General features: G+C 59.6%; 23 protein-coding genes. 12 read left to right on the plus strand and 11 right to left on the minus strand.

Going from position 1 to position 23,514, the window contains the following annotated elements; genetic code table 11:
- The first annotated feature begins 28 nt into the window (after positions 1-28).
- Positions 29-457, plus strand: coding sequence for a DUF4177 domain-containing protein (locus ACR0NW_RS03130; RefSeq protein WP_480448893.1), 429 nt, complete (start codon positions 29-31; stop codon positions 455-457).
- 96 nt (positions 458-553) lie between these two features.
- Here ACR0NW_RS03130 and ACR0NW_RS03135 read toward each other — a convergent pair whose 3' ends face one another.
- Together ACR0NW_RS03135 and ACR0NW_RS03140 are read right to left on the minus strand one after the other, a co-directional pair.
- Positions 554-811 (minus strand): hypothetical protein, encoded by a 258-nt coding sequence (locus ACR0NW_RS03135; RefSeq protein ID WP_480448892.1) that lies wholly within the window; start codon positions 809-811, stop codon positions 554-556.
- Positions 812-953: 142 nt separating this feature from the next.
- The gene (locus ACR0NW_RS03140) at positions 954-1,208 is read right to left on the minus strand and encodes a BolA family protein (RefSeq protein ID WP_170650734.1); all 255 of its coding nucleotides are present in this window, start codon (positions 1,206-1,208) and stop codon (positions 954-956) included.
- A gap of 107 nt (positions 1,209-1,315) precedes the next feature.
- Between ACR0NW_RS03140 and ACR0NW_RS03145 the strand changes: the two genes are divergently transcribed.
- The 3 genes from ACR0NW_RS03145 (at position 1,316) to ACR0NW_RS03155 (ending at position 3,756) form a co-directional block, all read left to right on the plus strand.
- Positions 1,316-1,939: a DnaJ domain-containing protein gene (locus ACR0NW_RS03145; RefSeq protein WP_170650735.1), complete on the plus strand. Its 624-nt coding sequence runs from the start codon at positions 1,316-1,318 to the stop codon at positions 1,937-1,939.
- Between the two features lie 168 nt (positions 1,940-2,107).
- Positions 2,108-3,163 carry a S8 family serine peptidase gene (locus ACR0NW_RS03150; RefSeq protein ID WP_480448891.1) on the plus strand — a complete coding sequence of 352 codons (1,056 nt, stop codon included), beginning with the start codon at positions 2,108-2,110 and terminating at the stop codon, positions 3,161-3,163.
- The gene (locus ACR0NW_RS03155) at positions 3,160-3,756 is read left to right on the plus strand and encodes a hypothetical protein (protein WP_480448890.1); all 597 of its coding nucleotides are present in this window, start codon (positions 3,160-3,162) and stop codon (positions 3,754-3,756) included. The genes ACR0NW_RS03150 and ACR0NW_RS03155 overlap by 4 nt, the downstream gene beginning before the upstream one ends.
- Positions 3,757-3,844: 88 nt before the next feature.
- Here the strand turns inward: ACR0NW_RS03155 and ACR0NW_RS03160 are convergent, their stop codons facing one another.
- Positions 3,845-5,389, minus strand: a complete 1,545-nt coding sequence (locus ACR0NW_RS03160) for an arylsulfatase (RefSeq protein WP_480448889.1) — start codon at positions 5,387-5,389, stop codon at positions 3,845-3,847.
- 306 nt (positions 5,390-5,695) lie between these two features.
- Here ACR0NW_RS03160 and ACR0NW_RS03165 point away from each other — a divergent pair, with 306 nt between their 5' ends.
- The 4 genes from ACR0NW_RS03165 to cobT all read left to right on the plus strand — a co-directional run bounded on the left by ACR0NW_RS03165 (position 5,696) and on the right by cobT (position 10,108).
- Positions 5,696-6,322, plus strand: coding sequence for a dioxygenase family protein (locus ACR0NW_RS03165; protein ID WP_480448888.1), 627 nt, complete (start codon positions 5,696-5,698; stop codon positions 6,320-6,322).
- A gap of 210 nt (positions 6,323-6,532) precedes the next feature.
- Entirely contained in the window at positions 6,533-7,519 is a 987-nt protein-coding gene (cobS, locus tag ACR0NW_RS03170; protein WP_170650740.1) for a cobaltochelatase subunit CobS, read from the plus strand.
- Between the two features lie 13 nt (positions 7,520-7,532).
- Entirely contained in the window at positions 7,533-8,231 is a 699-nt protein-coding gene (locus ACR0NW_RS03175) for an aspartate/glutamate racemase family protein (protein WP_480448887.1), read from the plus strand.
- Positions 8,231-10,108, plus strand: coding sequence for a cobaltochelatase subunit CobT (cobT, locus tag ACR0NW_RS03180; protein WP_170650742.1), 1,878 nt, complete (start codon positions 8,231-8,233; stop codon positions 10,106-10,108). The genes ACR0NW_RS03175 and cobT overlap by 1 nt, the downstream gene beginning before the upstream one ends.
- Here the strand turns inward: cobT and ACR0NW_RS03185 are convergent.
- Positions 10,105-10,263: a hypothetical protein gene (locus ACR0NW_RS03185; protein WP_170650743.1), complete on the minus strand. Its 159-nt coding sequence runs from the start codon at positions 10,261-10,263 to the stop codon at positions 10,105-10,107. The genes cobT and ACR0NW_RS03185 overlap by 4 nt on opposite strands.
- 139 nt (positions 10,264-10,402) lie before the next feature.
- On the opposite strand from ACR0NW_RS03185, the gene ACR0NW_RS03190 reads away from it, so the two are divergent.
- From ACR0NW_RS03190 to ACR0NW_RS03205, 4 genes are all read left to right on the plus strand, one after another.
- Positions 10,403-11,569 (plus strand): alpha/beta hydrolase, encoded by a 1,167-nt coding sequence (locus ACR0NW_RS03190; RefSeq protein ID WP_480448886.1) that lies wholly within the window; start codon positions 10,403-10,405, stop codon positions 11,567-11,569.
- 72 nt (positions 11,570-11,641) lie between these two features.
- Complete coding sequence (locus tag ACR0NW_RS03195) at positions 11,642-13,432, plus strand: aminopeptidase P family protein (RefSeq protein ID WP_480448885.1); 1,791 nt, start codon at positions 11,642-11,644, stop codon at positions 13,430-13,432.
- 62 nt (positions 13,433-13,494) lie between these two features.
- Positions 13,495-13,839 carry a DUF427 domain-containing protein gene (locus tag ACR0NW_RS03200; RefSeq protein ID WP_170650746.1) on the plus strand — a complete coding sequence of 115 codons (345 nt, stop codon included), beginning with the start codon at positions 13,495-13,497 and terminating at the stop codon, positions 13,837-13,839.
- Positions 13,840-14,186: 347 nt separating this feature from the next.
- Positions 14,187-15,062 carry a LysR substrate-binding domain-containing protein gene (locus ACR0NW_RS03205; RefSeq protein ID WP_480448884.1) on the plus strand — a complete coding sequence of 292 codons (876 nt, stop codon included), beginning with the start codon at positions 14,187-14,189 and terminating at the stop codon, positions 15,060-15,062.
- 39 nt (positions 15,063-15,101) lie between these two features.
- Here ACR0NW_RS03205 and ACR0NW_RS03210 read toward each other — a convergent pair whose 3' ends face one another.
- The 7 genes from ACR0NW_RS03210 to ACR0NW_RS03240 all read right to left on the minus strand — a co-directional run bounded on the left by ACR0NW_RS03210 (position 15,102) and on the right by ACR0NW_RS03240 (position 23,514).
- Positions 15,102-15,404, minus strand: coding sequence for an SH3 domain-containing protein (locus ACR0NW_RS03210; protein WP_480448883.1), 303 nt, complete (start codon positions 15,402-15,404; stop codon positions 15,102-15,104).
- A gap of 142 nt (positions 15,405-15,546) precedes the next feature.
- Entirely contained in the window at positions 15,547-17,232 is a 1,686-nt protein-coding gene (locus ACR0NW_RS03215) for a chloride channel protein (protein ID WP_170650749.1), read from the minus strand.
- 102 nt (positions 17,233-17,334) lie between these two features.
- Positions 17,335-18,984, minus strand: a complete 1,650-nt coding sequence (gene recN / locus ACR0NW_RS03220; RefSeq protein ID WP_480448882.1) for a DNA repair protein RecN — start codon at positions 18,982-18,984, stop codon at positions 17,335-17,337.
- A gap of 35 nt (positions 18,985-19,019) precedes the next feature.
- The gene (locus ACR0NW_RS03225) at positions 19,020-19,877 is read right to left on the minus strand and encodes an outer membrane protein assembly factor BamD (protein ID WP_170650751.1); all 858 of its coding nucleotides are present in this window, start codon (positions 19,875-19,877) and stop codon (positions 19,020-19,022) included.
- Positions 19,878-20,004: 127 nt separating this feature from the next.
- Complete coding sequence (gene lpxC / locus ACR0NW_RS03230; RefSeq protein WP_480448880.1) at positions 20,005-20,925, minus strand: UDP-3-O-acyl-N-acetylglucosamine deacetylase; 921 nt, start codon at positions 20,923-20,925, stop codon at positions 20,005-20,007.
- A 212-nt stretch (positions 20,926-21,137) separates the two neighbouring features.
- Complete coding sequence (ftsZ, locus tag ACR0NW_RS03235; RefSeq protein ID WP_480448879.1) at positions 21,138-22,757, minus strand: cell division protein FtsZ; 1,620 nt, start codon at positions 22,755-22,757, stop codon at positions 21,138-21,140.
- Positions 22,758-23,103: 346 nt separating this feature from the next.
- Complete coding sequence (locus ACR0NW_RS03240; protein WP_480448878.1) at positions 23,104-23,514, minus strand: hypothetical protein; 411 nt, start codon at positions 23,512-23,514, stop codon at positions 23,104-23,106.

Below are 23,514 nucleotides of genomic sequence, written 5' to 3' on the forward strand. Positions count from 1 at the left end.
GCCCGCAAATTGCTTTTAGGAACCGTTGATGCAGCGCTACGAATACAAGGTTGTCCCCGCACCGCAAAAAGGCACCAAGGCCAAGGGCACGAAAACACCCGAGGGACGGTTTGCACTGTCGGTCGAACAGATGCTGAACAAGATGGGTCAGGACGGCTGGGAATATCAGCGGGCCGAACTGCTGCCCAGCGAGGAACGCACCGGTCTGACAGGATCGACCGTGAACTGGCGCAACGTACTGGTATTCCGCCGCGCGCTTGAAAGCGCTGCACCCGCCATTGCCGTGCCGGTCGATGAGGCGGCAGACGCGCCGCAGGCGCGGCCGGTTCCCGGCCCCGCCGAGGTTCTGGCCCCTGCCCCTATCGCTGAAGAACCCAAAGACCCGCCGCTATCGCTGAAAACGGAAGACGGCGAAGGCGATCAGGAGCCCGAAAAGGATAAAACGCCCCAGCCCTGATTGGATCAGACCGACAGGTTGCCCCTCCCCCGGGGGGGTGATCACCGGGCTATAGCCTTGCCTGATAGCCCGTATTTGCTGACATGAGGCGGCGCCTTAGCACTTGAACAGGTATTCGAACCGGTCGCCGCCACTCATCGACGGTTGCGTGGAATGAAAGATCGCGCTTGGGCAAACTTCCTGTGCCTGCTCGACCATGCGCTGCGTGGGTTTGGCAACCTTGCCGTGTTTTTTAGGACCGACAATCATTACCTCACCGGCGCCTGCGCTGGTGACAACCCCGGGTGTGTCGTCGGAGACCGGAGTGCATGCGGCAAGCAGCGGGATCAGTGGCAAAAGAAAAGAAATTCTCATGGGATGTGTTCACCAGACAAAAAGGGACATTAACGAGGAGCGCGAAACAGGCGGCACCTGCGCGATGTTCCATACCAGCAAAGGTTGAAAAGGCCAATCAGCGGCGCACCAGGTACCCGCCAACGTCCCCGCACCGCAACACTTATGCGTCAATATCCAGCGCCAGCGCGTGGATGCGCGGCACGATATCCCCCAATGCGGCGTGCACCGCACGGTGACGGGCGACGCGGGACTGGCCCTGAAACGCGGCGGCGCGGATACGGACGTTGAAGTGGCTTTCGCCACCATCCCGGTACCCGGCATGGCCGCGGTGGCTTTCGCTGTCATCGACAACCTCAAGCTCGCGTGGGTTGAACGCCGTTTGCAGGCATTCGCGGATTTCTTCAGTAACGCTCATTTTTCTGCTCAGCGACAAAAATTTTACCGCTGCCCTCTTCTACTTTCGGCCACTTAGATTAAACTGCTGCCTCCGAGTCGGAAAGACGCGTTCGTGAGGATGAGCATATGGTGAAATCAGACCCCTTCGGATTCGATATGTCCGTATCCAGCGCCAAAAAGAAAAACCCGCGCGGGCGTCGGGGCATGTCGGGCGCGTCGGAGACGTCAGTGCGAATCTGCGACCACGAAGGATGCGAAGAGGCGGGCAAGTTCCGTGCGCCCAAGGCGCCGGACGTTCTGGATGATTTCTTCTGGTTCTGCCAGCAGCACGTGCGGGAATATAACCAGAAGTGGAACTTCTTCGACGGCACCACCGAGGCCGAGTTGAACGCGCAGCGGTCAAAGGACAAGGTGTGGGAACGTGAGACCAAGCCGATGGGCGATCCCGAGGCGCGGGCCTGGGCGCGGCTGGGCATCGAGGACCCGCATCAGGTGCTGGGCGAGAACGCGACCAAAAATCCGGGCCGCGCGAATACGGGCGGACGCCGCCTGCCGCCGACCGAGCGCCGCGCCGTCGAAATTCTTGAGGCACAGGACAGCTGGTCCAAGGCCGAGGTGCGCAAGGCCTACAAGAAGCTGATCAAGGTGCTGCACCCGGATATGAACGGGGGCGACCGCAGCCAGGAAGAACAGCTGCAGGAGGTCGTCTGGGCCTGGGATCAGATCAAGGACAGCCGGAACTTCAAGTAACCGGTTCTGCAGGCATTTTCGCTTTGGTCACCGCCCCGATTCCGAATTTGTTTCGGGTGCGGTCTGAACGTGTTACAGTATGGCATTGATTTAGCGAGTTGTTGGAACTCGCGTTGCGCCCAGCATTGAGTGGGTGGTTTTTGTTTGTGTATTGGGGGAACGGCTGCCATGGGCAAAACCGTTTCATTGCCGGGACCGGGCGTTGCCCTTTCAGCAGATCAGGATATCGGCCTGTTCCTGGGATCGGACCCGGCAAAGCTCAGGTATCTTGAAGTTGCCCCTATTCATCTCGGTCAGGAAACGGGGGCGGCATCGCCCGGAACGGTCGGTGTGGGCCTTATTGATACGGGCGTGAACCCCGATCACCCTCAGCTTGCCGGTAAAATTGCTGAAATGGTCAGCTTTACGGACGCCCCGCCCGAAGACCGCTTTGGGCATGGCACCGGTGTGGCGATTGTTCTGGCGGCCTATGCTTCGATTCGGGTCGTTTCAGCCAATGTCATGGATATGGACTTTGGCCTGCGCGTCGACCCGGTGATCAGCGCGATTGACTGGTTGGTCCGGGAACAGAAAGTTTTTGTGATCAATATTTCACTGGGTTTCACGCCGGAAACAGATGGCGCGTCTGACATCTGCCGAAAGATCAGCGACCTGCGCGCCGAGGGTTATGACTTTATCATTTCCGCGGCCGCCGGGAACAGTGGCCCGGATCAGGCAATGCTGCCGGCGGCTTGCGAAGAGGGCGTGGTCGCCGTGGCCTCGCCCGAAGCGACATCCGGCAAGGGCGACGTGATCGCACCTTTACCCAAAATCATGAATCGGGAGGCGTATCTCAGGAACTCCGTTCAAGCCCCCATCAACAACCGGGATTACGGGGCCGCCTACCCGATCCTTGAAGAACTGGCGAAGCTGGCACCGCAGGATGGGCAGGTTCACTATGCCTTTGCAGTCGCCGCTTTTTCCATCGGGAAAACGCCAACCGCGCGTGATGCGGCACAAACCACGGTCGAGCTGGTGCCCGATCTTGCGGATGCCCGGTGGCTGCTGGCGCTTGCCGAGGCAAACCTTAGCCGATCCACCGAGGCCAAAGCGGCGTTGGAGAAACTGCTGGGGATTGCCCCGGAATTTCCGAACGCAGCCGCACTTTTGGAGCTGCTCAGGAGCAAGCCCGTGGATCTGCCGGGTGCATTGCGTGTTTTCTTTTCGTCTGTGAGTGAGGAATGATCAAGTTGCCCGACTTTTCTCTGCCCGAAGCGTGGCCTTACGGTCTGAGGCTGTTCATGTATGCCAGCGCAGTTCTGTGGATTGCCGCATATGGTTATCTCAAGGCGTTTCCACCCAAGGTCACGGCGCCCGCAGTATCTTTGGATTTTACCGAGTTTCGTGAGGTGGGTTCGGGCAATGGAAACACCGGAATCGGTTTTGTTCTGACCGTCATCAACAACACCGACAAGACAGAGCAAATCACCAATCTTGAACTAGCCTGGTATGAAGACAAAGAGCCTGAAGGCGGGTTTCTCAGCAACAAGGGCATCGACGCGACCTATCGGATCAGCGCCACCGAAGACGGAATGGTGGCCACATCGGGCGACGGCGCGCCCCTGCCCGTTGAGCTGACAATCAACAAGCCTTATGCCAACTCAAGTTTTCTCAAGGTGGACATCCCAACGGCGGAACGTCTGAAAGATACGGAAAGCACCCGGTTCTTTGTCATCTTCGAGGATCGCACGTTTCTGAGCGAAGACCTGAAGAAGACTCGCGCCCGCCTTACGTTTTCAAACGGAGCAGTTGCCGAGCGCGAATTGGTTCTGAGATAGGGCAAAACCGCCAAGAGACTTCGGAGACACGAATTTTTGCAAGGGCGGTCACAACGCGCAGACCGCCCTTGTAAGTGTATTTGGTCGCCTAGCCCCCCTGATTGCGCTGGAGTGATTCCAGAACCTGATCGATCGAGAAACTCGCCGGTTTCTGCCTTGGCGGATAATCCTCGAAGGTTCGGAGGAACTGCGCGACGAAGGCCTGCGCGGGAACCAGCAGATAGGTGCGGTCCAGCCGCCATTTCGGATATCCGATGGATTCGTGTTCGGCACGTTCGAACGGATCGGAATAGAGGTCGATGATTTTCGGCAGACGCAGGAAGGTCAGCGGCTCTTGCCAGACGTCGAACCCGTGGGCGCGCTGCTCGGCAAAGACGACCTTCCACCGATTATAGCGCAGGTTCACCAGATCGCCGCCGTCAGAGAAATAGAGGAACTCGTGACGCGGGCCTTCCTCGGCTTCGCCTTTGAAATATGGCAGGAAGTTATAGCCGTCGAGGTGAACGGGTTCGTTGGCCTCGCCAAACGGAGCCTCGGTCAGCATGGCTTCTTTCATGTTGGCGTCGCCCAGCGCCGCCATGAAGGTCGGGAACCAGTCCAGATGGCTGATGACCTCGCTTGATTTGCGCCCCGGTTCGATGACACCGGGCCATTTCAGAAGCAGCGGAACACGATAGCCGCCTTCCCAGTTGTCGTTCTTTTCACCCCGGAATGGGGTGGTGCCGCCGTCGGGCCAGCTGAACACCTCGGCTCCGTTGTCGGTTGAATACATGACGACCGTGTTGTCAGCGATGCCAAGCTCATCCAGCTTGTCCAGCATCTGACCAACCATCTTGTCATGTTCGACCATGCCATCGGGATAGACGCCCAGACCGGTCACGCCCTGACTTTCCTCTTTCAGGTGAGTGAAGATGTGCATACGGGTGGTGTTGTACCACAGGAAGAACGGCTTATCCTGTTCGGCCGCCCTGTCGATAAAGTCGAGCGCACCTGCGGTCACTTCCTCGTCGATGGTCTCCATCCGCTTGCGGGTCAGCGGGCCGGTATCTTCGATATTGCCATCAGAGCTGGACTTGATGACACCGCGCGGGCCGAAGTTTTCGCGGAATTCGGGGTTCTTGGGATAGTCGACATTTTCCGGCTCTTCCTCGGCATTGAGGTGGTAAAGGTTGCCAAAAAATTCGTCAAAGCCGTGATTGGTCGGCAGATGTTCATCCCGGTCTCCAAGGTGGTTTTTGCCATACTGGCCAGTCATGTAGCCCTTGGACTTCATGTATTCGGCAATGGTGGGATCTTTCTCGCTCATCCCCTCCTTTGCGCCGGGCAGTCCGACCTTGAGAAGACCTGTCCGAAATCCGGACTGGCCGGTGATAAAGCTGGCGCGGCCTGCGGTGCAGGATTGTTCGCCATAGGCATGGGTGAACAACATCCCCTCGTTGGCGATGCGGTCGATATTGGGGGTTTCATACCCCATCATGCCCTGATTGTAGGCGCTGACATTCCAATAGCCGATGTCATCTCCCCAGATGATCAGGAAGTTCAGCGGCTTTTCCTGAGCAACCGCCGGCAGGGCCAGACCGACCCCCACAATCCCAGCGGCAATGAGGTGTTTCATATTACCGAAATTCGACATTTCTTTCCCTCAATTGTTGCCTTGAAAATACGGCCTCAGGCCTAGCGCCAATGCGCGCGTGAGGCTGAGACCGCCGCCAGTATAACCTGAAATCACACGGTGTTTGTTAAGTTTGGTGAAAAGCCGGACTTAGGTCTTTTGACGAATGGCGGCATTGAGCCGTTGTTTATCAATACCTAAGGGTGATCAGAATCTATCGAACCGGGGAAGACATTCATTGAGACTGATACACTCTGAGCTAGTTGTAACACGCGTTGGACATAACATGTGGGAGTGGGTCTCTCATGGGCTCGAAGGGAGCAAATTATGACGACACCAAAGAATTCACGCCGCAGCTTGCTTGCTGGAATTGCAGGTCTGGTCGGAAGTAGCACCTTGGCAGGCAAGGCCGCTGCTGCTGCCCTGACTCCACGCGCCGCTGAAGGGCCGTTCTATCCAAAACCCAACATGCGAATGCCTGATATCGACAATGACCTGGTGAAAATTGCAGGTCAGGTTAAAAAAGCTGGCGGCGAAATCTTTATGCTGCGTGGCACCATCGTGGATCGCAACGGGCGACCATCTGTCGGATACCGTATCGAGATTTGGCAATGCGACGTGAACGGCAAGTATCTGCATCCGGGCGATAATCGCGCCGTTCCATATGATCGCGCCTTTCAGGGTTTTGGACACGATATTACGGATGAGTCAGGTAGCTATGTGTTTCGCACGATTAAACCGGTGATCTATCCGGGACGCACCCCGCACATTCACGTAAAGGTATTTGACGGTAATCGCGAAGTTCTGACCACCCAGTTCTATATCAAAGATGATCCAAACAATGCGCGCGACGGGCTGTTCAATCGCATGTCTGACGTAGAAGCCGATACGGTGTCGATGGATTTTGTCAAAGGCGACACCGGTCTCGAAGCGACCATCAACATCGTGATTTAAAAGCCGCATTTTCCGGATGAATTTGGCCCTGATTGTGCGCGTGGTGGGATTTCGTGCCAACGCGTACCGGGCCGGCCAATAGGGCCAGTTTCAAAGAAACGTCTTGTCACGTGGCGGAGCACGCGGCTTTCCCTTGCCCTTACCCGCAATATGTTGCACCACACACGGGTTCAAACCCGGCGACCGGGGCAAAGGATAAGGACGAGGCGAATGGCTGACGGATCGATCGACATCAACGCAAAACCCACCGAAGAGATCTCGGTTCGTGACGTGTTCGGAATCGACACCGACATGGCCGTCAAAGGCTTTGCCGAGGCCAGCGACCGCGTACCGGCGATCGACCACACCTATAAGTTCGACCCAGAAACCACGCTGGCGATTCTGGCAGGCTTTGCCCATAACCGCCGGGTGATGATTCAGGGCTATCACGGCACCGGTAAGTCGACCCATATCGAACAGGTCGCCGCCCGCCTGAACTGGCCCGCCGTGCGCGTCAATCTGGACAGCCATATCAGCCGGATCGACCTGATCGGCAAGGACGCGATCAAACTGCGCGATGGCAAGCAGGTCACCGAATTCCACGAGGGCATCCTGCCCTGGGCGCTGCGCAACCCCGTTGCCATCGTGTTCGACGAATACGACGCGGGCCGCGCGGATGTGATGTTCGTGATCCAGCGTGTGCTGGAGCATGACGGCAAGCTGACCCTTCTGGACCAGAACGAGATCATCACGCCGAACCCCAACTTCCGCCTGTTCGCCACCGCCAACACCGTGGGCCTCGGTGACACCACCGGGCTGTATCATGGCACGCAACAGATCAACCAGGCGCAGATGGACCGCTGGTCGCTGGTCTCGACGCTGAACTACCTGAGCCACGATGCCGAAACGATGATCGTTCTATCGAAGGCGCCGCATTACAATACCGAGAAGGGCCGCAAGCAGGTCAGCCAGATGGTCACCGTTGCCGACCTGACCCGGACCGCCTTCATGAACGGCGATCTGTCGACGGTGATGAGCCCCCGGACCGTGATCAACTGGGCCCAGAACGCCGAGATTTTCCGCGATGTGGGCTATGCCTTCCGCCTGTCCTTCCTGAACAAGTGCGACGAACTTGAGCGCCAGACCGTGGCCGAGTTCTATCAGCGCTGTTTCGACGAGGAACTGCCGGAGAGCGCGGCCAGCGCCAGCTTGGGGTAATTGAGGTACCGCCATGCACATCGGATTGATTGGCGGGATCGGGGTTGCAGCAACTGTAGTCTATTACCAGAGGCTAAGCGCAGCTGTTTCTGCGCGCGGCACTCCGTTGGAACTTACGATCGTCCACGCGGATGTGCAGGAGTTGATACGCAACAATCTGGCGGATGAGCGTGACGCGCAGGCCGAGGTCTATGCCGGACTGATTGATCGCCTTGGCGCTGCCGGGGCGGATTGCGTGGCGATCACCTCTCTGGGGGGGCACTTTTGTTACGATGAGACAGTGACGCGTACTTCACTGCCCCTCGTTTCAGCCGTTAAACCTCTGGACGCATATTTTGCCTCTCGTGGTTTCGGGACTGTGGGGCTGCTGGGAACACGGGTTGTCATGCGAACAAAACTTTATGGCCAGCTTTCGTTGACCCGCGCAGTTGCCTTGGAAAACGAGATTGAGACTTTGGGACAGACCTATCAGGACATGGCCGTTGCCGGACATTGCTCCGATCAGGATCGCACTCGGTTCTTGGACGCCGGTCGCCGCATGGTAGATGATCTGGGCGCCGACGCGGTCGTGCTGGCCGGAACCGATCTGAATTTGGCCTTTGACGGGCAAGACCCGGGCTATACTGTAGTGGATGCGCTGGATGTGCATGTGGACGTGCTGGCACGTCTTGCAAGTGATGAAATGACGCTTGAAGAAGCGGGGGCCGACTGATGAGCAAACCAAACGATAACCCCGCCGATCCGTTCAAAAAGGCCTTGGCCGAGGCCACCAAGGTGATGGCCGACGATCCTGAACTGTCGGTGAGCTATACGGTCGATCCTTCGGGCGTGTCGGGGGACTCGATGCGGCTGCCTCAGGTCAGCCGCCGAATGACGCGCGAAGAGGTTCTGCTGGCGCGGGGCACTGCGGATGCGCTGGCGTTGCAGCGCAAGTACCACGACGATGCGACACACGCGCGTTATGCGCCGCCGGGCGACATGGCCCGCGATCTGTATGAGGCGATGGAGACCGCGCGGTGCGAGGCGATGGGTGCGCGGGATATGCCCGGCACGGCCAGCAACATCGACGTCAAGATCAGCCATGAGGCCATCCGGCGCGGCTACGACCAGTGCAAACAGCCGGCAGATACGCCCCTTCCGGTGGCGGCGGGTTATCTGATCCGGCATCTGGCCACGGGGCGCGATTTGCCGCCTGCGGCCGAGAATGTCATGAACCTGTGGCGCGGTTTCATCGAGGAACAGGCCGGTGGCGTGCTGGAGAACCTTGATGAGGTGCTCTCGGACCAGGCCGAATTCGCCAAGTTCGCGCGGCAGATGATCAAGGATCTGGGGTACGGCGATCAGCTGGGCGAAGACCCGGATGAGCTGGACGAAGATCAGGAAGATCAGGCCGAGGACGATGCCGAGGAGCAGCCCGATCCCGACAGCACCGGGCAGGACGATCAGGACGAACAGGACGCCGACGCCAATCCCGAACAGACGCAGGAAGAACAGCAGGATCAGTCCCAGGCACAGGTCTCGATGGACGAGATGGCCGAGGATGAGATGGGCGATGAGGCCGAGATGCCCGATGGCGAAGCGCCGCTGGAGCCGCCTGCCCCGCCACCTGCATCCGACGCCGATCCGGATTACAAGGTTTATCTGAACACCAATGACGAAGAGATTGCCGCCGAGGATCTGGCGGAACCCGCCGAGCTGGAGCGGCTGCGCGCCTATCTGGATCAGCAGCTTGAGCCGCTGAAGGGCGCGGTCAGTCGTCTGGCCAACAAGTTGCAGCGCCGCCTGCAGGCGCAACAAAACCGCAGTTGGGAGTTCGACCGCGAGGAAGGCATTCTGGATGCCGGACGTCTGGCGCGGGTGGTGGCGAACCCGACCACTCCGCTGAGTTTCAAGGTCGAGAAGGATACCGAGTTCCGTGATACGGTGGTGACGCTGCTGCTGGACAACTCGGGCTCCATGCGCGGGCGTCCGATTTCGATTGCAGCGATCTGTGCCGATGTTTTGGCGCGAACACTGGAGCGCTGCAACGTGAAGGTCGAGATTCTGGGCTTTACCACCCGCGCTTGGAAAGGCGGGCTGGCGCGCGAGGCGTGGCTGAACGATGGCCGCCCGCAGCAGCCCGGCCGTCTGAACGATCTGCGCCACATCATCTACAAGGGTGCGGATGCGCCATGGCGACGCGCCCGGCCCAATCTGGGTCTGATGATGAAAGAAGGCCTGCTGAAGGAAAACATCGACGGCGAGGCGCTGGAATGGGCACACCGCCGGATGCTGGCACGGCGCGAGGCGCGCAAGATTCTGATGGTGATCTCGGATGGGGCGCCGGTCGATGATTCAACTCTCAGCGTTAACCCCGCGAATTATCTGGAAAAACATCTGCGCGACGTGATCGCGATGGTCGAACGGCGCAAGATGGTCGAACTGCTGGCCATCGGCATCGGTCACGACGTGACACGGTATTACGACCGCGCTGTGACGATCACGGATGTGGAACAGCTGGCGGGTGCGATGACCGAACAACTTGCGGCCCTGTTCGACAGCGACCCGCGTGCGCGGGCCCGGGTCATGGGGATGAAGCGGGCGAGTTAAACCCGTTGACCCCGCCCGGTCGGGCGGAATAGCATCCTCAGTAACCCGCCCCACATGATCGGTCCGGTACCTTTTCCGATTCGGGCGAGGTTTACGTTGTGCCTGTGCCTGACGGCGGTGTGGCGCAGCAATGCGGTGTCGAAGGGCGGCATCATTGGTATCTCCTGTCTGTTGCATCCAATCTGGCAACAGCGTCGCCCCCTCGCTTGAAGACCATCCTGAGAAATCCCCGAGAAACCTTTGGGAAAGCCATTGAACCTTGTGGCCCCAATCGAAACGGAGTGTATTCGGCCCATGCGCTATGAGTTTGCAGATTGTGTTCTGGACGTGGAGCGGCACGTGCTGCTGCGCGGTGGTCAGCCCGTTCCGGTTGAGCCGCAGGTCTTTGATCTGCTGGAGCTACTTGCCGAAAGTCCCGGCAAACTGGTCGCGCGCGAGGAAATTATCGCGCGTGTCTGGAACGGGCGCTTTGTCTCGGAATCGACGATCAGTGCGCGGATCGCTGCGGCCCGCAAGGCTGTGGGCGATGACGGCAAGGCACAGCGGATCATACGAACGATTGTGCGGCGTGGTCTGCAGATGGCGGCGGAAGTGAGTTGTGAAAGCAAACCGACCCTGCGTGAAAACCCGCGGACGCAGCACTTGAAATATGCGCGAGGGCATAATGGCCAGGCTATTGCGTACACGGTGTCAGGAGAGGGTCCCCCGGTGCTGCGCGTGGGATCGATCGTTTATGATCTGGAAGCAGAATGGCGGTTGCCGTCAGAACGCGCATACGTCGAAGCGATGGAATCGAAGTTCACTCTGCTGCGCTACAACAAACGACATCAGACGAATTGGGGTGATCCCAGGTTCGTAAACTATGACGGCGTGACAGAGGACATTCTGGCGGTCTCGCACGCCGCAGGATTTGACCGTTTTGCAATCGTCGCAGAGTTTGGCGGTGTATTTTCGGCCCTGCGATTTGCCGTCAAATTCCCGGAACGGGTTAGCCGCCTCGCCATTGTCGGCGGCTGGGCAGAAGGACGCGACCATCGTGATGGTGTCGAGGGGTCGGATTCGATCCGCAACCTGATTATCGAAGGATGGCAGGATCCGGGCAGTGGTTATGCGGTCGGATCTCTGCTGAGTTATTTTCCAGAAGGTCCGCTTGAAACAGTGCGCGAGATCGTGGGTGAGTTGCAGGCACTCTACTCGGTGGAAGAACAGCTGTATCAGCGTGACAGCGGCAACACGGCTTCGGTATTACACTTGCTGCCGCAGATCCAATGCCCGACGCTGGTTTTGCATAGTCGCAACAGTGCTGTTCATCCCTTGTCTGAAGCGCGCAAGCTGGCTGCGGGAATTTCTGAGGCTTCGTTGGCCATTCTTGAGACGGCCAATCACATCCCCTTGCCCGGAAACGAAGTTTACGACACCTATATTCAAACATTGCAGGCGTTTTTGGCCGGGGAAACGTGACCCGACACGTATGGACATTTGGCGCGCGTCACCGCACTTTTCGCCCCGACAGGACACAAGCACGGGGCCATCATGTTTCAGACTTTCGACGTAACCGCTCGCCCGGAACAGGGTCCCCCCCGGCTGGCCGCATTGCGCGCCGAGATGGCGCAGGAGGGGTTGGACGGGTTTCTGATCCCGCGGGCGGATGCGCATCAGGGGGAATATGTTGCGCCGCGGGATGATCGTCTGGCGTGGTTGACCGGATTTACGGGCTCAGCCGGGTTTTGCGTGGCGCTGGCGGATGTTGCGGGCGTGTTCATCGATGGTCGCTATCGCACGCAGGTCAAGGCGCAGGTCGCAGAGGATTACACGCCGGTTCCCTGGCCGGATGTAAGCCTGACCGCGTGGCTGAAAGAACAGTTGCCTGATGGTGGGCGCGTTGGCTTTGATCCGTGGTTGCATCCGGCGGGGCAGATCAAAAGCGCGCTCAAGGAACTAAAGGGCAGCGGCATCGAATTGGTGCGCTGTGACAACCTGGTGGACCGTATCTGGAAAGATCAGCCCCCTGCCCCGATGAACCCGGTCACGGCCCATCCGATTGAATTTGCCGGTGAAAGCGCCGAGAGCAAAATCAGCAGGCTGGCCGAGGACCTGCACGAGGCTGGATGCAGCGCTGCAGTAATCACCCTGCCGGATTCGATCATGTGGCTGCTGAACATTCGCGGATCGGACATCGCCCGCAACCCGGTCGCGCATGGCTTTGCCATTCTGCACAGCGATGGCCGGGTCGATCTGTTCATGGCGGCTGAAAAACTGGCCGGGCTTGGGGATCATCTGGGGCTGCGGGTCGCGCAGCACTCTGTGGACGCGTTTCTGGACGCGGTCGGCAGGCTGCAGGGACAGGTTCAGGTCGATCCGGGCTCGGTCCCGCAGGTGGTGGCGGATGTGCTGGGCGAACAGATGGTTGATGGCGGTGATCCCTGCGCACTGCCCAAAGCCTGCAAGAACGAGGCCGAAATAGCGGGAAGTGCCGAAGCGCATCTGCGTGACGCAGTGGCGGTGGTGGAGCTGCTGTGCTGGCTGGATGGGCAGGCACCGGGCAGCATCACCGAGACGCAAGTGGTGACACGGCTGGAGGAATACCGCCGCCGGGACAACGCACTGCAGGAAATCTCGTTCGATACGATTGCCGGGACGGGGCCGAATGGCGCGATCATGCATTATCGGGTGACCGAGGAAACGGACAGCCGACTGGAGGATGGGCATTTGCTTGTTCTGGACAGTGGCGGTCAGTATCTGGATGGCACCACCGACATCACCCGTACCATCGCCATCGGCGAGGTCGGGGAAGAAGAGCGGACCTGTTTCACCCGTGTCCTTAAGGGCATGATCGCCATGTCGATGCTGCGTTGGCCGGTCGGGCTGGCGGGGCGTGACATCGAATGCGTGGCGCGGGTGCCGTTGTGGCAGGCCGGGCAGGATTTCAACCACGGGGTCGGCCATGGCGTCGGCGCCTATCTGAGCGTCCATGAGGGTCCGCAGCGCCTGTCTAGGGTCAGCCATGTGCCGCTTGAACCGGGCATGATCCTGTCGAACGAGCCGGGATATTACCGTGAAGGGGCGTTTGGTATCCGCATCGAAAATCTGGTGGTCGTCGAAGAGGCCCCGACCCTGCCCGGCGGAGACGATGAACGGGCGATGCTGTGCTGGCGCACGCTGACCTTTGCCCCCATCGACCGCCGCCTGATCGCTGTTGATATGCTGACACGCGAAGAACGCGACTGGCTGAACGCTTATCATCGCGACGTCGCGGAAAAAGTCGGTCCAAGGCTGGGCACTGACGCGAGACTGTGGTTGGATGCCGCAACTGAGCCGGTGTGACACCGGTCTGTTACATAATAAGGGCTAAGGAGAGGCCCTGAAACGACGAGGGAGGAGTGGGAATGTCCGATCACATCACGATCCGCAAAGCATCCGGCAAATGGAGCGTCCGTTCGGGCGGTGCAATTCTGGGCGAAACGACCGCCGCGCTGGAACTGCTCGAAGGCGATCTGGATCCGGTAATCTATTTCCCGCGCGCGGATATCGCGATGGCCTTTCTGGACCGTTCCGACAAGGTGACCCACTGCCCGCACAAGGGAGATGCGACGCATTTCTCGATCGTCAACAAATCCTCCACCACAGAAAATGCGGTTTGGAGCTATGAAGAGCCGATCCCCGCTGTGGCCGAAATCAAGGGCTATCTGGCGTTTTACACCGGGGATTCGGTGAAAGTGGAACAACTGTAGCCGCGCGCTGCGGCGCCACGCACTTTCGGCATTCAGATGTTTCCGGCGCGCAGTCGGAGAAACGCGGAAAGTCTTTCGATCAGAGCAGCAGTTCTGTCCAGCCACCCGTTCGGGGGTGCGGCTTGCTTGCGCTCGGCCGTCTGTCTTTGGAACTGTCTGAAGTTTTCCCGATCCCGATCCGTTGGCCGCCCGTCGGGCGTGTATTGCGCACAAGTCCGGAGAAGGTCGGGTGATGTATGTTGTAACATGTCGAAAGTCTTTCCAGGTGATCTATTCACAAGAAATAGCAATTCTGCGCCCATCATGCTAAGCAACTAATATTCTCAGATGATATCTGGAGTATCATATTGAATATCGACTGGAGAGCTTTGCCATCGCTGTCTTCGCTGCGCGCATTTGAACTGACGGCGCGCGGTGGCAACTTTGCCTCGGCAGCCAGAGAGCTAAACGTCACCCATGCGGCGATTGCGCAAAGGGTGCGGTCGCTGGAGGCTGAGCTTGGGGTCGCGCTGGTTCGGCGTTCGGGGCGAAGCGTTGCATTGACCGATGCGGGCACGCAGCTTGCCGGGCACCTATCCGAAGGTTTCGGAACGATTGCGTCGGGGGTTCAGGAACTGCGTCAGGATCAGAACAAACAGCCGGTTCAGATCGCTGCGACGGTTTTTATCTCACAGGCCGTGATCCTGCCGAGGTTGGTTGATTTCTGGCAGCTGCACCCGGACATTCAAGTCTCGATCCTACCATCGCAAGAGGTCGTGGACATAACCGCGATGGGATTTGATATGGGCATTCGTGCAACCCCTGACGAGCCCGACTGGCCCGGGTTGAACGCTGAACCCTTGCTTGAAAGCGAGGTGATCGCAGTGGGCGCGCCATCCATGGTCAACGAGGACATGCCCCCGCTGGATCAGTTACCATGGATCTGGTCAAAGGGCATCGAACATGAAGAACGGGCCGTTCAGAGCTTTGGTCTGGATACGAGCAAACTAAGGAATGTCGATCTGGGCGTTCCTTTCCTACAGCTTTCGCTGGCACGGCAGGGATTGGGTATCTCGTTTGCGACCGAGGTTCTTGTCCGCGACGATCTGGCATCGGGTGAACTTTGCCGGGTTCCCGTGCCGTCCACCTGCAATGTCACCTATTATGCCGTAACCCCCATAGGTCCGGTACGACCGCAGGCCGCCACGTTCATCAAGTGGCTGAAGGCAGAACTGCACGGGTAGGTTGGCTGCCGCGATGCTGCGCGGTTCGGGGAAGCGATTTCAGAGTTTTTGCAGATAATGCCACGACACGTAGCCCTTGAGCGCCCGCGTTTCCCTGAGCGACACTTTGCACCATTCGTTGCTGCCGATCTGCTGGCATTCGTGCAGCTTGAGAACGGCGCCGTTGGGTAGGCCGACAATGACCCTGTACCCGGTTCCCGGCCCCGAACGCAGTTTGAGCATGTCACCGTCTTCGACGCCGACGACCTCATAAAATCCACTGGGGCCCGCTTGTGCATGATCGGTGCCCGCAACCGCCCAGAATGCTGCCGCCGCGAACATGGTAAAGACGATTTTTGGCATCGTTCTCTCCTGCTTTCTACCTCAGGTACAGCTTATCGCGCATTGTGTCTGATTTGAATCGGAATGCGCATCGTGCAGTTGCGGATTGTTGTACTGGTCACAGTCATCACGCACCGGCGGTGCGGTTCGCAATCCGGCGCTATCACGAATGTTCCTCGGCCGCTGTGGCCGCCAGCGCCCGGTTGTAAGCCTTGAGCGCGTCGATGTGATAGAGCGCACCCACGGGTGTCTCCGACCCGTCCTCCTCAACGATGACGACAGGGATGCAGGGGATGTCATCGCGATCGAAATAGGGCATCGCAGCCTCAAGCGTGGCGCTGGCCTGAACGCAGAGCCCCTGTTCGATCAGTTCCAGCGCCTGTTCCTTGTCGATTGAGCGCGCATCACCCAGCGGCCGCATCACGGCACCGGCACGCATCATCGCCAGCAAATAGGCCTGCGGACCGGCGGCAAGGTGAACATGACGGCGTTCAAGCTGGGTCAGGAAGAAGGACCGGTCCACAAGGCGCGAAGCAAGAGCCGTGGACATCGAAACCGAGACCATCACCGCCAGCCCGATCTGCCAGTCGCCGGTCAGTTCAAAGACGATCAGCGTGGTTGAAATCGGGGCGCCCAGGACCGCTGCGGCAACGGCGCCCATTCCGGCAAAGGCGTAAAGTGTATGGGTGCCGGACACATCCGGCAGCAGGCCCGTGGCGATCAGGCCAAAGGCCAGACCGGTCAGCGCGCCGATCATCAGCGACGGAGAAAACACGCCGCCGCCCATGCGGCCGCCCATGGTGATGGCCAAGGCCACCGTTTTTATGGCGGCATAGAGGATCGCCGTGGACAGCAGCAGATCACCGCTGAGGGCGCGGGTTGTGGTTTCATAGCCCACACCGATGATATGCGGAAACCAGATGGCCAGCAGGCCCAGCATCGCGCCGGAAACCGCCGGGCGCAGCCAGCGCGGAAGGGACAGGCGATTCTGAATGTGGGTTCCGATATCCTCGGCAAAAAAGATCGACCGCATCAGCAAAAGCGAGACCAGACCACAGATAAGACCCAACAGCAGGAAGGCAGGCAATTCGACGTAGAACTGCAGCGACCCCGGAGTTTTAAGCGTGAACTCGGTGACATCGCCGTATTCCAGTCGGTTGATCACCGTACCCGCGACCGAGGCAATCACGATGGGCGCAAAGGCGTGCACTGCAAAGTGGCGCAGCACAACTTCGAGCGCAAAAAGCGCCCCGGCGATCGGGGCGTTGAAGCTGGCGGAAACAGCGGCTGCGACGGCGCAGCCCAACAGGTCGCGCCCGGTGATGCCGTCGGCGTTGATCCTTTGGCTGACCCAAGTCGAGATTACACCCGCCATATGGACCACCGGACCTTCTCGCCCCGTGGACCCGCCTGAACTGAGCGTGATCAGCGAGGCGAACATCGAGGCGATCCCCGCCTTTGTCTCGACCCGCCCGTCCGTCAGGGCCGCGCCTTCGATCACATCCGCGACCGAGCGCACGCGCCCGTCATCGGTAAACCGGTGCAGAATGAACCCGACCACAAGTCCGCCGACTATCGGGATGATAAGCACCCAGAACCAATGCAGGCTGGAGGCAAAGGTGTGCAGGAAAAGGATATCTTCGGTGCCATAAATTCGGGCCTGAAGCGCCGCGATGCCCTTGCGGAACAACAGGGCGGCAAATCCGGCCGCAATACCGATGGCAAGGGCGATGAACCAGAACTGGATCTGGCTGGGCCCACGACGACGCATAACCCGCCACGCATCCTTGAGCGCCGCGATGGCCTGAGAAAGCTGGTTGCGTAATACGGTTCGGGTTGACTGGGTCATCTGGCCACTTGGGTCATGTCCCGACCATTAGTAAGCCACGCGCAGAGCATAGAAAAGTCGGTTCACGACACTGTGCCCCAAGCGTTGCGGCAAGATCGCGGATCAGGCGTCCAGCAAAGCGCGGGCGGCGGCGCGGGCTTCGTCGGTGATCGTGTCGCCCGCGACCATGCGCGCAATTTCATCCACCCGCTCGTCCGAGGATAGCGGGATCACCGATGATAGTGTTTGCCCGTCGGCCACCATCTTTTGCACGCGCCAATGATGGGATGCGCGGGCGGCGACCTGCGGCGAGTGGGTGACAACCAGCACCTGACCGCCCTGCGCCAGAGATGCCAGACGACGACCAACGGCATCAGCGGTCGCACCGCCGACACCGCGGTCAATTTCGTCAAAGATCATCGTGCGCCCGCTGTCATCGCCACTGAGGCAGACCTTGAGCGCCAGCAGAAAGCGGCTGAGTTCACCACCCGACGCGATCTTGCTGAGCGGACCGGCGGGAGCGCCGGGATTGGTAGCGACCGTGAAAGCCACCATGTCGTGCCCATCGGGCCCCGGTTCGGACGGGGTGATGTGGGTCTCGAACACCGCGCGTTCCATCTTGAGCGGAGCAAGCTCGGCCATGACGGCCTGATCCAGCTTTCCGGCTGCTTTGCGCCGCGCGGTGCTGAGGATGGAGGCAGCGGCCTCATAATCCGCTTCGGCAGCGACCAGTGCGGCGTGCTGATCCGCCAGATCGGATTCACCCGCGTCCAGCTGTTTCAGCCGTTGGCCCAAAGTTTCGGCAAAATTGCCCAGATCATCGGGGGCCGCGTCATGTTTGCGGGCCAGCGCGCGGATGGCGAACAGGCGCTCTTCTGCGGCTTCCAGTTCGGCGGGATTGAAATCCAGAGCCTCAAGGCAGGCGTTGACACCATCCTGCGCCTCACCCAGTTCGATGAGAGCGCGGCCAAGGGCGGCAATCGGCTCTTCCAGTTGGCCGCCTGCGTTGTCGGACACTCCTTCAAGCCAGCGCACCGCGTCGCCCATTGCCCCTTCGGCCCCTTCTGCCCCCAACAAAGCAAAGGCGCGAGCCACGTCATCGCGGATGCGTTCGGCCCCCTGCATCATACGGCGGCGGGCGTCGAGTTCGGCATCCTCGCCCGGTTGCGGATCAAGCTTGTCCAGCTCGGCCACGGCGTGGCGCAGGAAATCTTCCTCGGCGCGTACGGCAGCCAAAGCGGTTTCGGTATCTGTTAGCGCCTTGCGCTTGCGCGACATGTCGGCCCATGCGGCGCGGGTCGCGGTCAGTTGGGCATCAACGTCTGCGTAGGCATCCAGAATCGCGCGATGTCCACGCGGATTCAGCAGGCCGCGGTCATCGTGCTGGCCGTGCAGTTCGATCAGGGTTTCGGACAGCGCCCGCAATACCTCGCCCGAACAGCGTCGGTCGTTGACCCAAGCCGTCTTTCGCCCGTCCGAAGTGTTGACCCGGCGCAGGATCAACTCCTCACCACCGGGCAATCCGGCCTCGTCCAGAATCGCATGGGCAGCATGGCCGGGGGACAGTTCGAATTCGGCCACCACCTCGCCCTGCGTGGCCCCCTGCCGGACCAGTTCGGCGCGACCGCGCCAGCCCAGAACGAATCCCAGCGAATCCAGCAGGATGGATTTACCCGCGCCGGTTTCACCGGTCAGCACGTTCAGCCCCGGCTGGAACGAAAGCTCCATCCGGTCGATGATCAGCATATCGCGGATATCAAGGGCGCGCAGCATCGGGTGTCACCGTCCGAGGCCAGTTCGCATCGCGCTTACAACCACTGGCCCTTGATCGACTGGCGGTAGATCTGGCTGAGCCAGTTGTCGCCACGGTCCTTGAGTTCCAGCCCACGCGACGTCAGCAGTTTGTAGCTGCTGTCATACCATTCGGACGACTGGTAGTTGTAACCCAGAATAGCCCCCGCCGATTGTGCCTCTTCTACCAGGCCGAGGGACAGATACGCCTCGACCAGACGGTGCAGCGCCTCGGCTGTGTGAGAGGTGGTCTGGAAATCCTCGACCACGACACGGAAACGGTTGATCGCGGCGGTATAGTGTTTCTTGCGCAGGTAGTAGCGCCCGATCTCCATCTCTTTACCGGCCAGATGGTCGAAGGCCAGATCGAACTTCAGGATCGCGGATGTTGCGTATTCGCTGTCGGGATAAACCTCGATCACCGTGCGCAGTGCCTGCAGCGCCTGGAAGGTCAGGCCCTGGTCACGCCCGACCTCGTCGATCTGGTCATAATAGCTGAGCGCCAGAAGATACTGGGCATAGGCCGCGTCCTCATCCGTCGGATAGAAGTCGATATAGCGCTGCGCGGCACCCCGGCTTTCTTCGTAGTTCTTGTCGGAGTGATAGGAAAACGCCTGCATGATCAGGGCGCGCTTGGCCCAGTCGGAATAGGGATACAGACGCTCGACCTCGGAAAAATACCACGCGGCGTTGTCCGCGTTGCTTTGCGACAGCTCGTATTCGCCACGGGTGAAAATCTGTTCAGGCGTGTAGCCTTCGAGGTTCTGATTCCGGTCTACCCTGCTGCCACCGAACAGCCCGCCGCTGCACGCTGCCAAAGTGGCTGTCAGAAGAATCGCGCCCGCAAGCCTGACTGCCGCTTTGCTGCCAACCATACCGCCCATCCTTGTCGTCTTCTCTCGTGGGGTCGCCCCGGATTGGGCTTCGGTCTAGCACATAAAATTCCGGTGCAAAACGCCTTATCGGCATTGTGACCGAATTGCTGACCGAGTTCCGGTCAGATCAGGCAACTTCGGGAATTTCGTTCCAAATCAGCCCCTGTCCCGGCAGAAGTTCGGTCTGTTCCGGTGAACACAGGACCGGACGCACGGCACCCGGCGTTTCAAACAGCTTGCGCAACAGGGTGTTGGTCATCGAATGACCGGACTTTTCCCCGACGAAGTGGCCGAGAATCGGGCCACCCGCCAGATAAAGATCACCCAGCGCGTCCAACATCTTGTGGCGCACGGCTTCGTCCTTGTGGCGGAACCCTCCCGGCGTCAGCACAAGTTCGCCATCGACCACGACGGCGTTATCCAGCGTACCGCCCAGGGCAAGGCCATTTTCGCGCATCGCTTCGACATCCGAGCGCAGGCAGAACGTGCGGCAATCGGAAAGTTCGCGGGCGAATGAGCCGTTGCGCATGTCCAGCGTCATGGTCTGGCTGCCGATGGCCGCATCGTCAAAGTCGATGTGGAACTCGATTTCCAACCGGTCGGAGGGCCGGATCGAGGCGCGTGCGCCTTCGCGTTCCACAGTCACTTCCTTGAGGACTTCATACGCCAGAACCGGGCTGGCCTGACGACGCACACCTTTGGCCATGATGCCACGGACAAAATCAACCGACGAGCCGTCCATGATCGGGACTTCGGGGCCATCGATCTCGATCAGGGCATTGTGGACGCCACATCCGGCGAGCGCGGCCATGATATGTTCGATGGTCGACACAGACACGCCCGCATCATTGACCAAACGGGTGCACAAAGGCGTCCGCTCGACGATGTCATAGATGGCGGGGATCATCGCATTGCCAAGCTCGATATCCGTGCGCTTGAACCAGATTCCGTGGCCGGCAGCAGCCGGGTGCAGAACCATGGTTGCGGGTTTACCGCTGTGCAGTCCAATGCCTTTGAACGCGACCGGAGCTTTGAGCGTATGTTGCAATGTGGGCCTCTGTGAGCAGTGTCCGGCCTCTGCGGGCCGTGTTGGCACTGAGTTAAGCGAGAGACAGTCAAGGCTCAATTCACTCTTTGTAACCGAATGAAACATGTATGTAACAGATCGGCAAATCCCTGCTCACCGGCACTTAATGAACTGATTTTAAAAAGAAAAGGGCCGCCATTTGGCAGCCCCATCTGTTCAGTTTGTTACCGCTGTCAGTTGGCCTGACGCCGCAGGAAGGCCGGAATTTCGATCCGGTCTTGCTCGGGGTCGGACTCATCCTGAGCGGGTGCCGTAGCGTCATGTTGGCGCAGTGTCGGCTGCTGACGAACCGGCTGTGCCGGTGTGTCGGAGGCGTGTCCAGTCATCCGGTCAATCAGGCGGTTGAACCCGAAACGCGGACGTTCGTGGTGTTCCTGCTGCGGCTGGACCTGCTGTTCCTGCGGCTGTTGGGCCGGGCGTTGCTGGCGGGCCGAAGGCACGTTCTGAACGGCGGCCTGCAGGCGCTGCAATGCCTCTGGCGACGGGTTGCCGGGCGCCCTTGGGGCCACGTAGCTTTCCGGTGCCTGTTCGGCAACGGTTTGCTGCGGCTCGTACTCGTCGCGCTGCGGCTGATAGGCTGGCGGCGGCAGGCCGTCGTCATCCATGTCCGCACCGGCTTGTGACGGTTCGAACATCGCGTCCTCGCGCACGGGTTCATCGACCGTTTCGAACAGCGAGGGTTCGCGGCTGACTTCGGGCTCGGGCGTGGGTTCCGACATTTCAGCCGCAACTGGTGCCTGTTCCTCGATCGGCTGTTCTGCCGAAACGGTACGGGTCAGCGGCGCCGACATCGAGCGGCGCGCAACCGGTGCGTCGGACTGAACGTCGGTGGCATCGATACCGGTTGCAACAACCGAAACGCGCATGCCGCCTTCCATGTCGGTGTCCAGCGTCGAGCCCACGATGATGTTGGCGTCTGGATCGACCTCTTCGCGGATGCGGTTGGCCGCTTCGTCCAGTTCGAACAGTGTCAGGTCGTGCGAGCCCGTGATGTTGATCAGCACGCCCTTGGCGCCCTTGAGGCTGATTTCATCCAGCAGCGGGTTGGCGATGGCCTTTTCGGCGGCCTGAATGGCGCGGTCTTCGCCGGTCGCTTCGCCGGTACCCATCATCGCCTTGCCCATCTCGTCCATCACCGCGCGGACGTCGGCAAAGTCGAGGTTGATCAAGCCCGGACGCACCATCAGGTCGGTCACGCCTTTGACGCCCTGATGCAGAACATCGTCCGCCATCGAGAACGCCTCGGTAAAGGTGGTTTTTTCGTTGGCCAGACGGAACAGGTTCTGGTTGGGAATGATGATCAGCGTGTCGACGACCTTTTGCAGCGCGTCGACGCCGTCCTCAGCCTGACGCATCCGCTTGGCGCCTTCAAACTGGAAAGGCTTGGTGACGACACCCACGGTCAGCACGCCAAGTTCACGCGCGGCCTGCGCAATGATCGGCGCCGCACCGGTACCGGTGCCGCCGCCCATACCGGCGGTGATAAAGCACATGTGCGCGCCCGCCAGGTGGTCAACGATCTGTTCGATGCTTTCTTCGGCAGCGCTGGCGCCAACCGAGGGGCGCGCCCCCGCGCCCAGCCCTTCGGTCACCTTCACACCAAGCTGCACCCGCGATTGCGAGCGGCTTTGCTGCAGCGCCTGAGCGTCGGTGTTGGCGACCACAAAATCGACGCCATCAAGTTGTTTCTCAATCATGTTGTTGACAGCGTTGCCACCTGCACCGCCAACGCCAAAAACCGTAATCCGAGGCTTCAATTCATCGTGCCCGGGCATCGAAAGATTCAATGTCATGCTCTGTCCGCCTGTTTTTATGATCCCGCAAACGCGGTCTTTTTCTTGCCTATCCACAGGTGATTCTACATTTCCAATTGGCAAACGTCACGTCAAAAATCGCGGAATTCCACAAAATGTGGAGAAATCATGGCGCAAACCAGCAGTATTTCGCAAACATCGCCAGATGTTGCGGAAAAAACCCATTAAACCACAAGGCAACAACACCGGATGCGCAGCCAGAACCTTGCAGCGCACATCTGAACTTACATATTTTCGGCGTAGGCGACTGCTCGTCCTGCCGATGACCTCTGTTGGGCCTTGTCGATATTTTGCGGGATAAATCCTTGCATCGCAACCTGATTCTTCAACTCAGAGGAGCATTCGGACAGGAAATCGTCTCGGTCGTGATCGACCGGACTTCCTGTGTCTCGGCCCCGATGAGGATACTCGACCGCACCATCAACTGATCCCCGTTCAGAAACGGCCACCAGCACACCGGCAATCCGTCGATATCGTTATCGTACAGAAAACAAATCTGCCCTTGGCGGGTGCTGATCTGACCATATACGCATTGCTCTCCGGGCCGTTTCCAGACTGAAAGTGAGCGGTTGAGAAACTGTTCCTTGCCCACAAGTTCACCCGAACTCATCTCGTGAAAGCTCAGCGTCTTTCCGACAGATGCCTCGAGGAAATCATCGGGCGTGATAAGCGTTTGAGGTTCAGCCGGCGTTGCCAACAACGCCATACCGAGCACCCAAACGCCCCGAAGCGTCAT

The sequence above is a fragment of the Ruegeria sp. CF5 genome (genome assembly GCF_056537325.1).

What these genes read in the sequence shown, in the direction of transcription:
- ACR0NW_RS03130 (WP_480448893.1), top strand. Translation starts at nt 29, where the DNA reads ATGCAGCGCTACGAATACAAGGTTGTCCCCGCACCGCAAAAAGGCACC.
- ACR0NW_RS03135 (WP_480448892.1), bottom strand. Translation starts at nt 811, where the DNA reads ATGAGAATTTCTTTTCTTTTGCCACTGATCCCGCTGCTTGCCGCATGC.
- ACR0NW_RS03140 (WP_170650734.1), bottom strand. Translation starts at nt 1,208, where the DNA reads ATGAGCGTTACTGAAGAAATCCGCGAATGCCTGCAAACGGCGTTCAAC.
- ACR0NW_RS03145 (WP_170650735.1), top strand. Translation starts at nt 1,316, where the DNA reads ATGGTGAAATCAGACCCCTTCGGATTCGATATGTCCGTATCCAGCGCC.
- ACR0NW_RS03150 (WP_480448891.1), top strand. Translation starts at nt 2,108, where the DNA reads ATGGGCAAAACCGTTTCATTGCCGGGACCGGGCGTTGCCCTTTCAGCA.
- ACR0NW_RS03155 (WP_480448890.1), top strand. Translation starts at nt 3,160, where the DNA reads ATGATCAAGTTGCCCGACTTTTCTCTGCCCGAAGCGTGGCCTTACGGT.
- ACR0NW_RS03160 (WP_480448889.1), bottom strand. Translation starts at nt 5,389, where the DNA reads ATGTCGAATTTCGGTAATATGAAACACCTCATTGCCGCTGGGATTGTG.
- ACR0NW_RS03165 (WP_480448888.1), top strand. Translation starts at nt 5,696, where the DNA reads ATGACGACACCAAAGAATTCACGCCGCAGCTTGCTTGCTGGAATTGCA.
- cobS (WP_170650740.1), top strand. Translation starts at nt 6,533, where the DNA reads ATGGCTGACGGATCGATCGACATCAACGCAAAACCCACCGAAGAGATC.
- ACR0NW_RS03175 (WP_480448887.1), top strand. Translation starts at nt 7,533, where the DNA reads ATGCACATCGGATTGATTGGCGGGATCGGGGTTGCAGCAACTGTAGTC.
- cobT (WP_170650742.1), top strand. Translation starts at nt 8,231, where the DNA reads ATGAGCAAACCAAACGATAACCCCGCCGATCCGTTCAAAAAGGCCTTG.
- ACR0NW_RS03185 (WP_170650743.1), bottom strand. Translation starts at nt 10,263, where the DNA reads ATGATGCCGCCCTTCGACACCGCATTGCTGCGCCACACCGCCGTCAGG.
- ACR0NW_RS03190 (WP_480448886.1), top strand. Translation starts at nt 10,403, where the DNA reads ATGCGCTATGAGTTTGCAGATTGTGTTCTGGACGTGGAGCGGCACGTG.
- ACR0NW_RS03195 (WP_480448885.1), top strand. Translation starts at nt 11,642, where the DNA reads ATGTTTCAGACTTTCGACGTAACCGCTCGCCCGGAACAGGGTCCCCCC.
- ACR0NW_RS03200 (WP_170650746.1), top strand. Translation starts at nt 13,495, where the DNA reads ATGTCCGATCACATCACGATCCGCAAAGCATCCGGCAAATGGAGCGTC.
- ACR0NW_RS03210 (WP_480448883.1), bottom strand. Translation starts at nt 15,404, where the DNA reads ATGCCAAAAATCGTCTTTACCATGTTCGCGGCGGCAGCATTCTGGGCG.
- ACR0NW_RS03215 (WP_170650749.1), bottom strand. Translation starts at nt 17,232, where the DNA reads ATGACCCAGTCAACCCGAACCGTATTACGCAACCAGCTTTCTCAGGCC.
- recN (WP_480448882.1), bottom strand. Translation starts at nt 18,984, where the DNA reads ATGCTGCGCGCCCTTGATATCCGCGATATGCTGATCATCGACCGGATG.
- ACR0NW_RS03225 (WP_170650751.1), bottom strand. Translation starts at nt 19,877, where the DNA reads ATGGTTGGCAGCAAAGCGGCAGTCAGGCTTGCGGGCGCGATTCTTCTG.
- ftsZ (WP_480448879.1), bottom strand. Translation starts at nt 22,757, where the DNA reads ATGACATTGAATCTTTCGATGCCCGGGCACGATGAATTGAAGCCTCGG.
- ACR0NW_RS03240 (WP_480448878.1), bottom strand. Translation starts at nt 23,514, where the DNA reads ATGACGCTTCGGGGCGTTTGGGTGCTCGGTATGGCGTTGTTGGCAACG.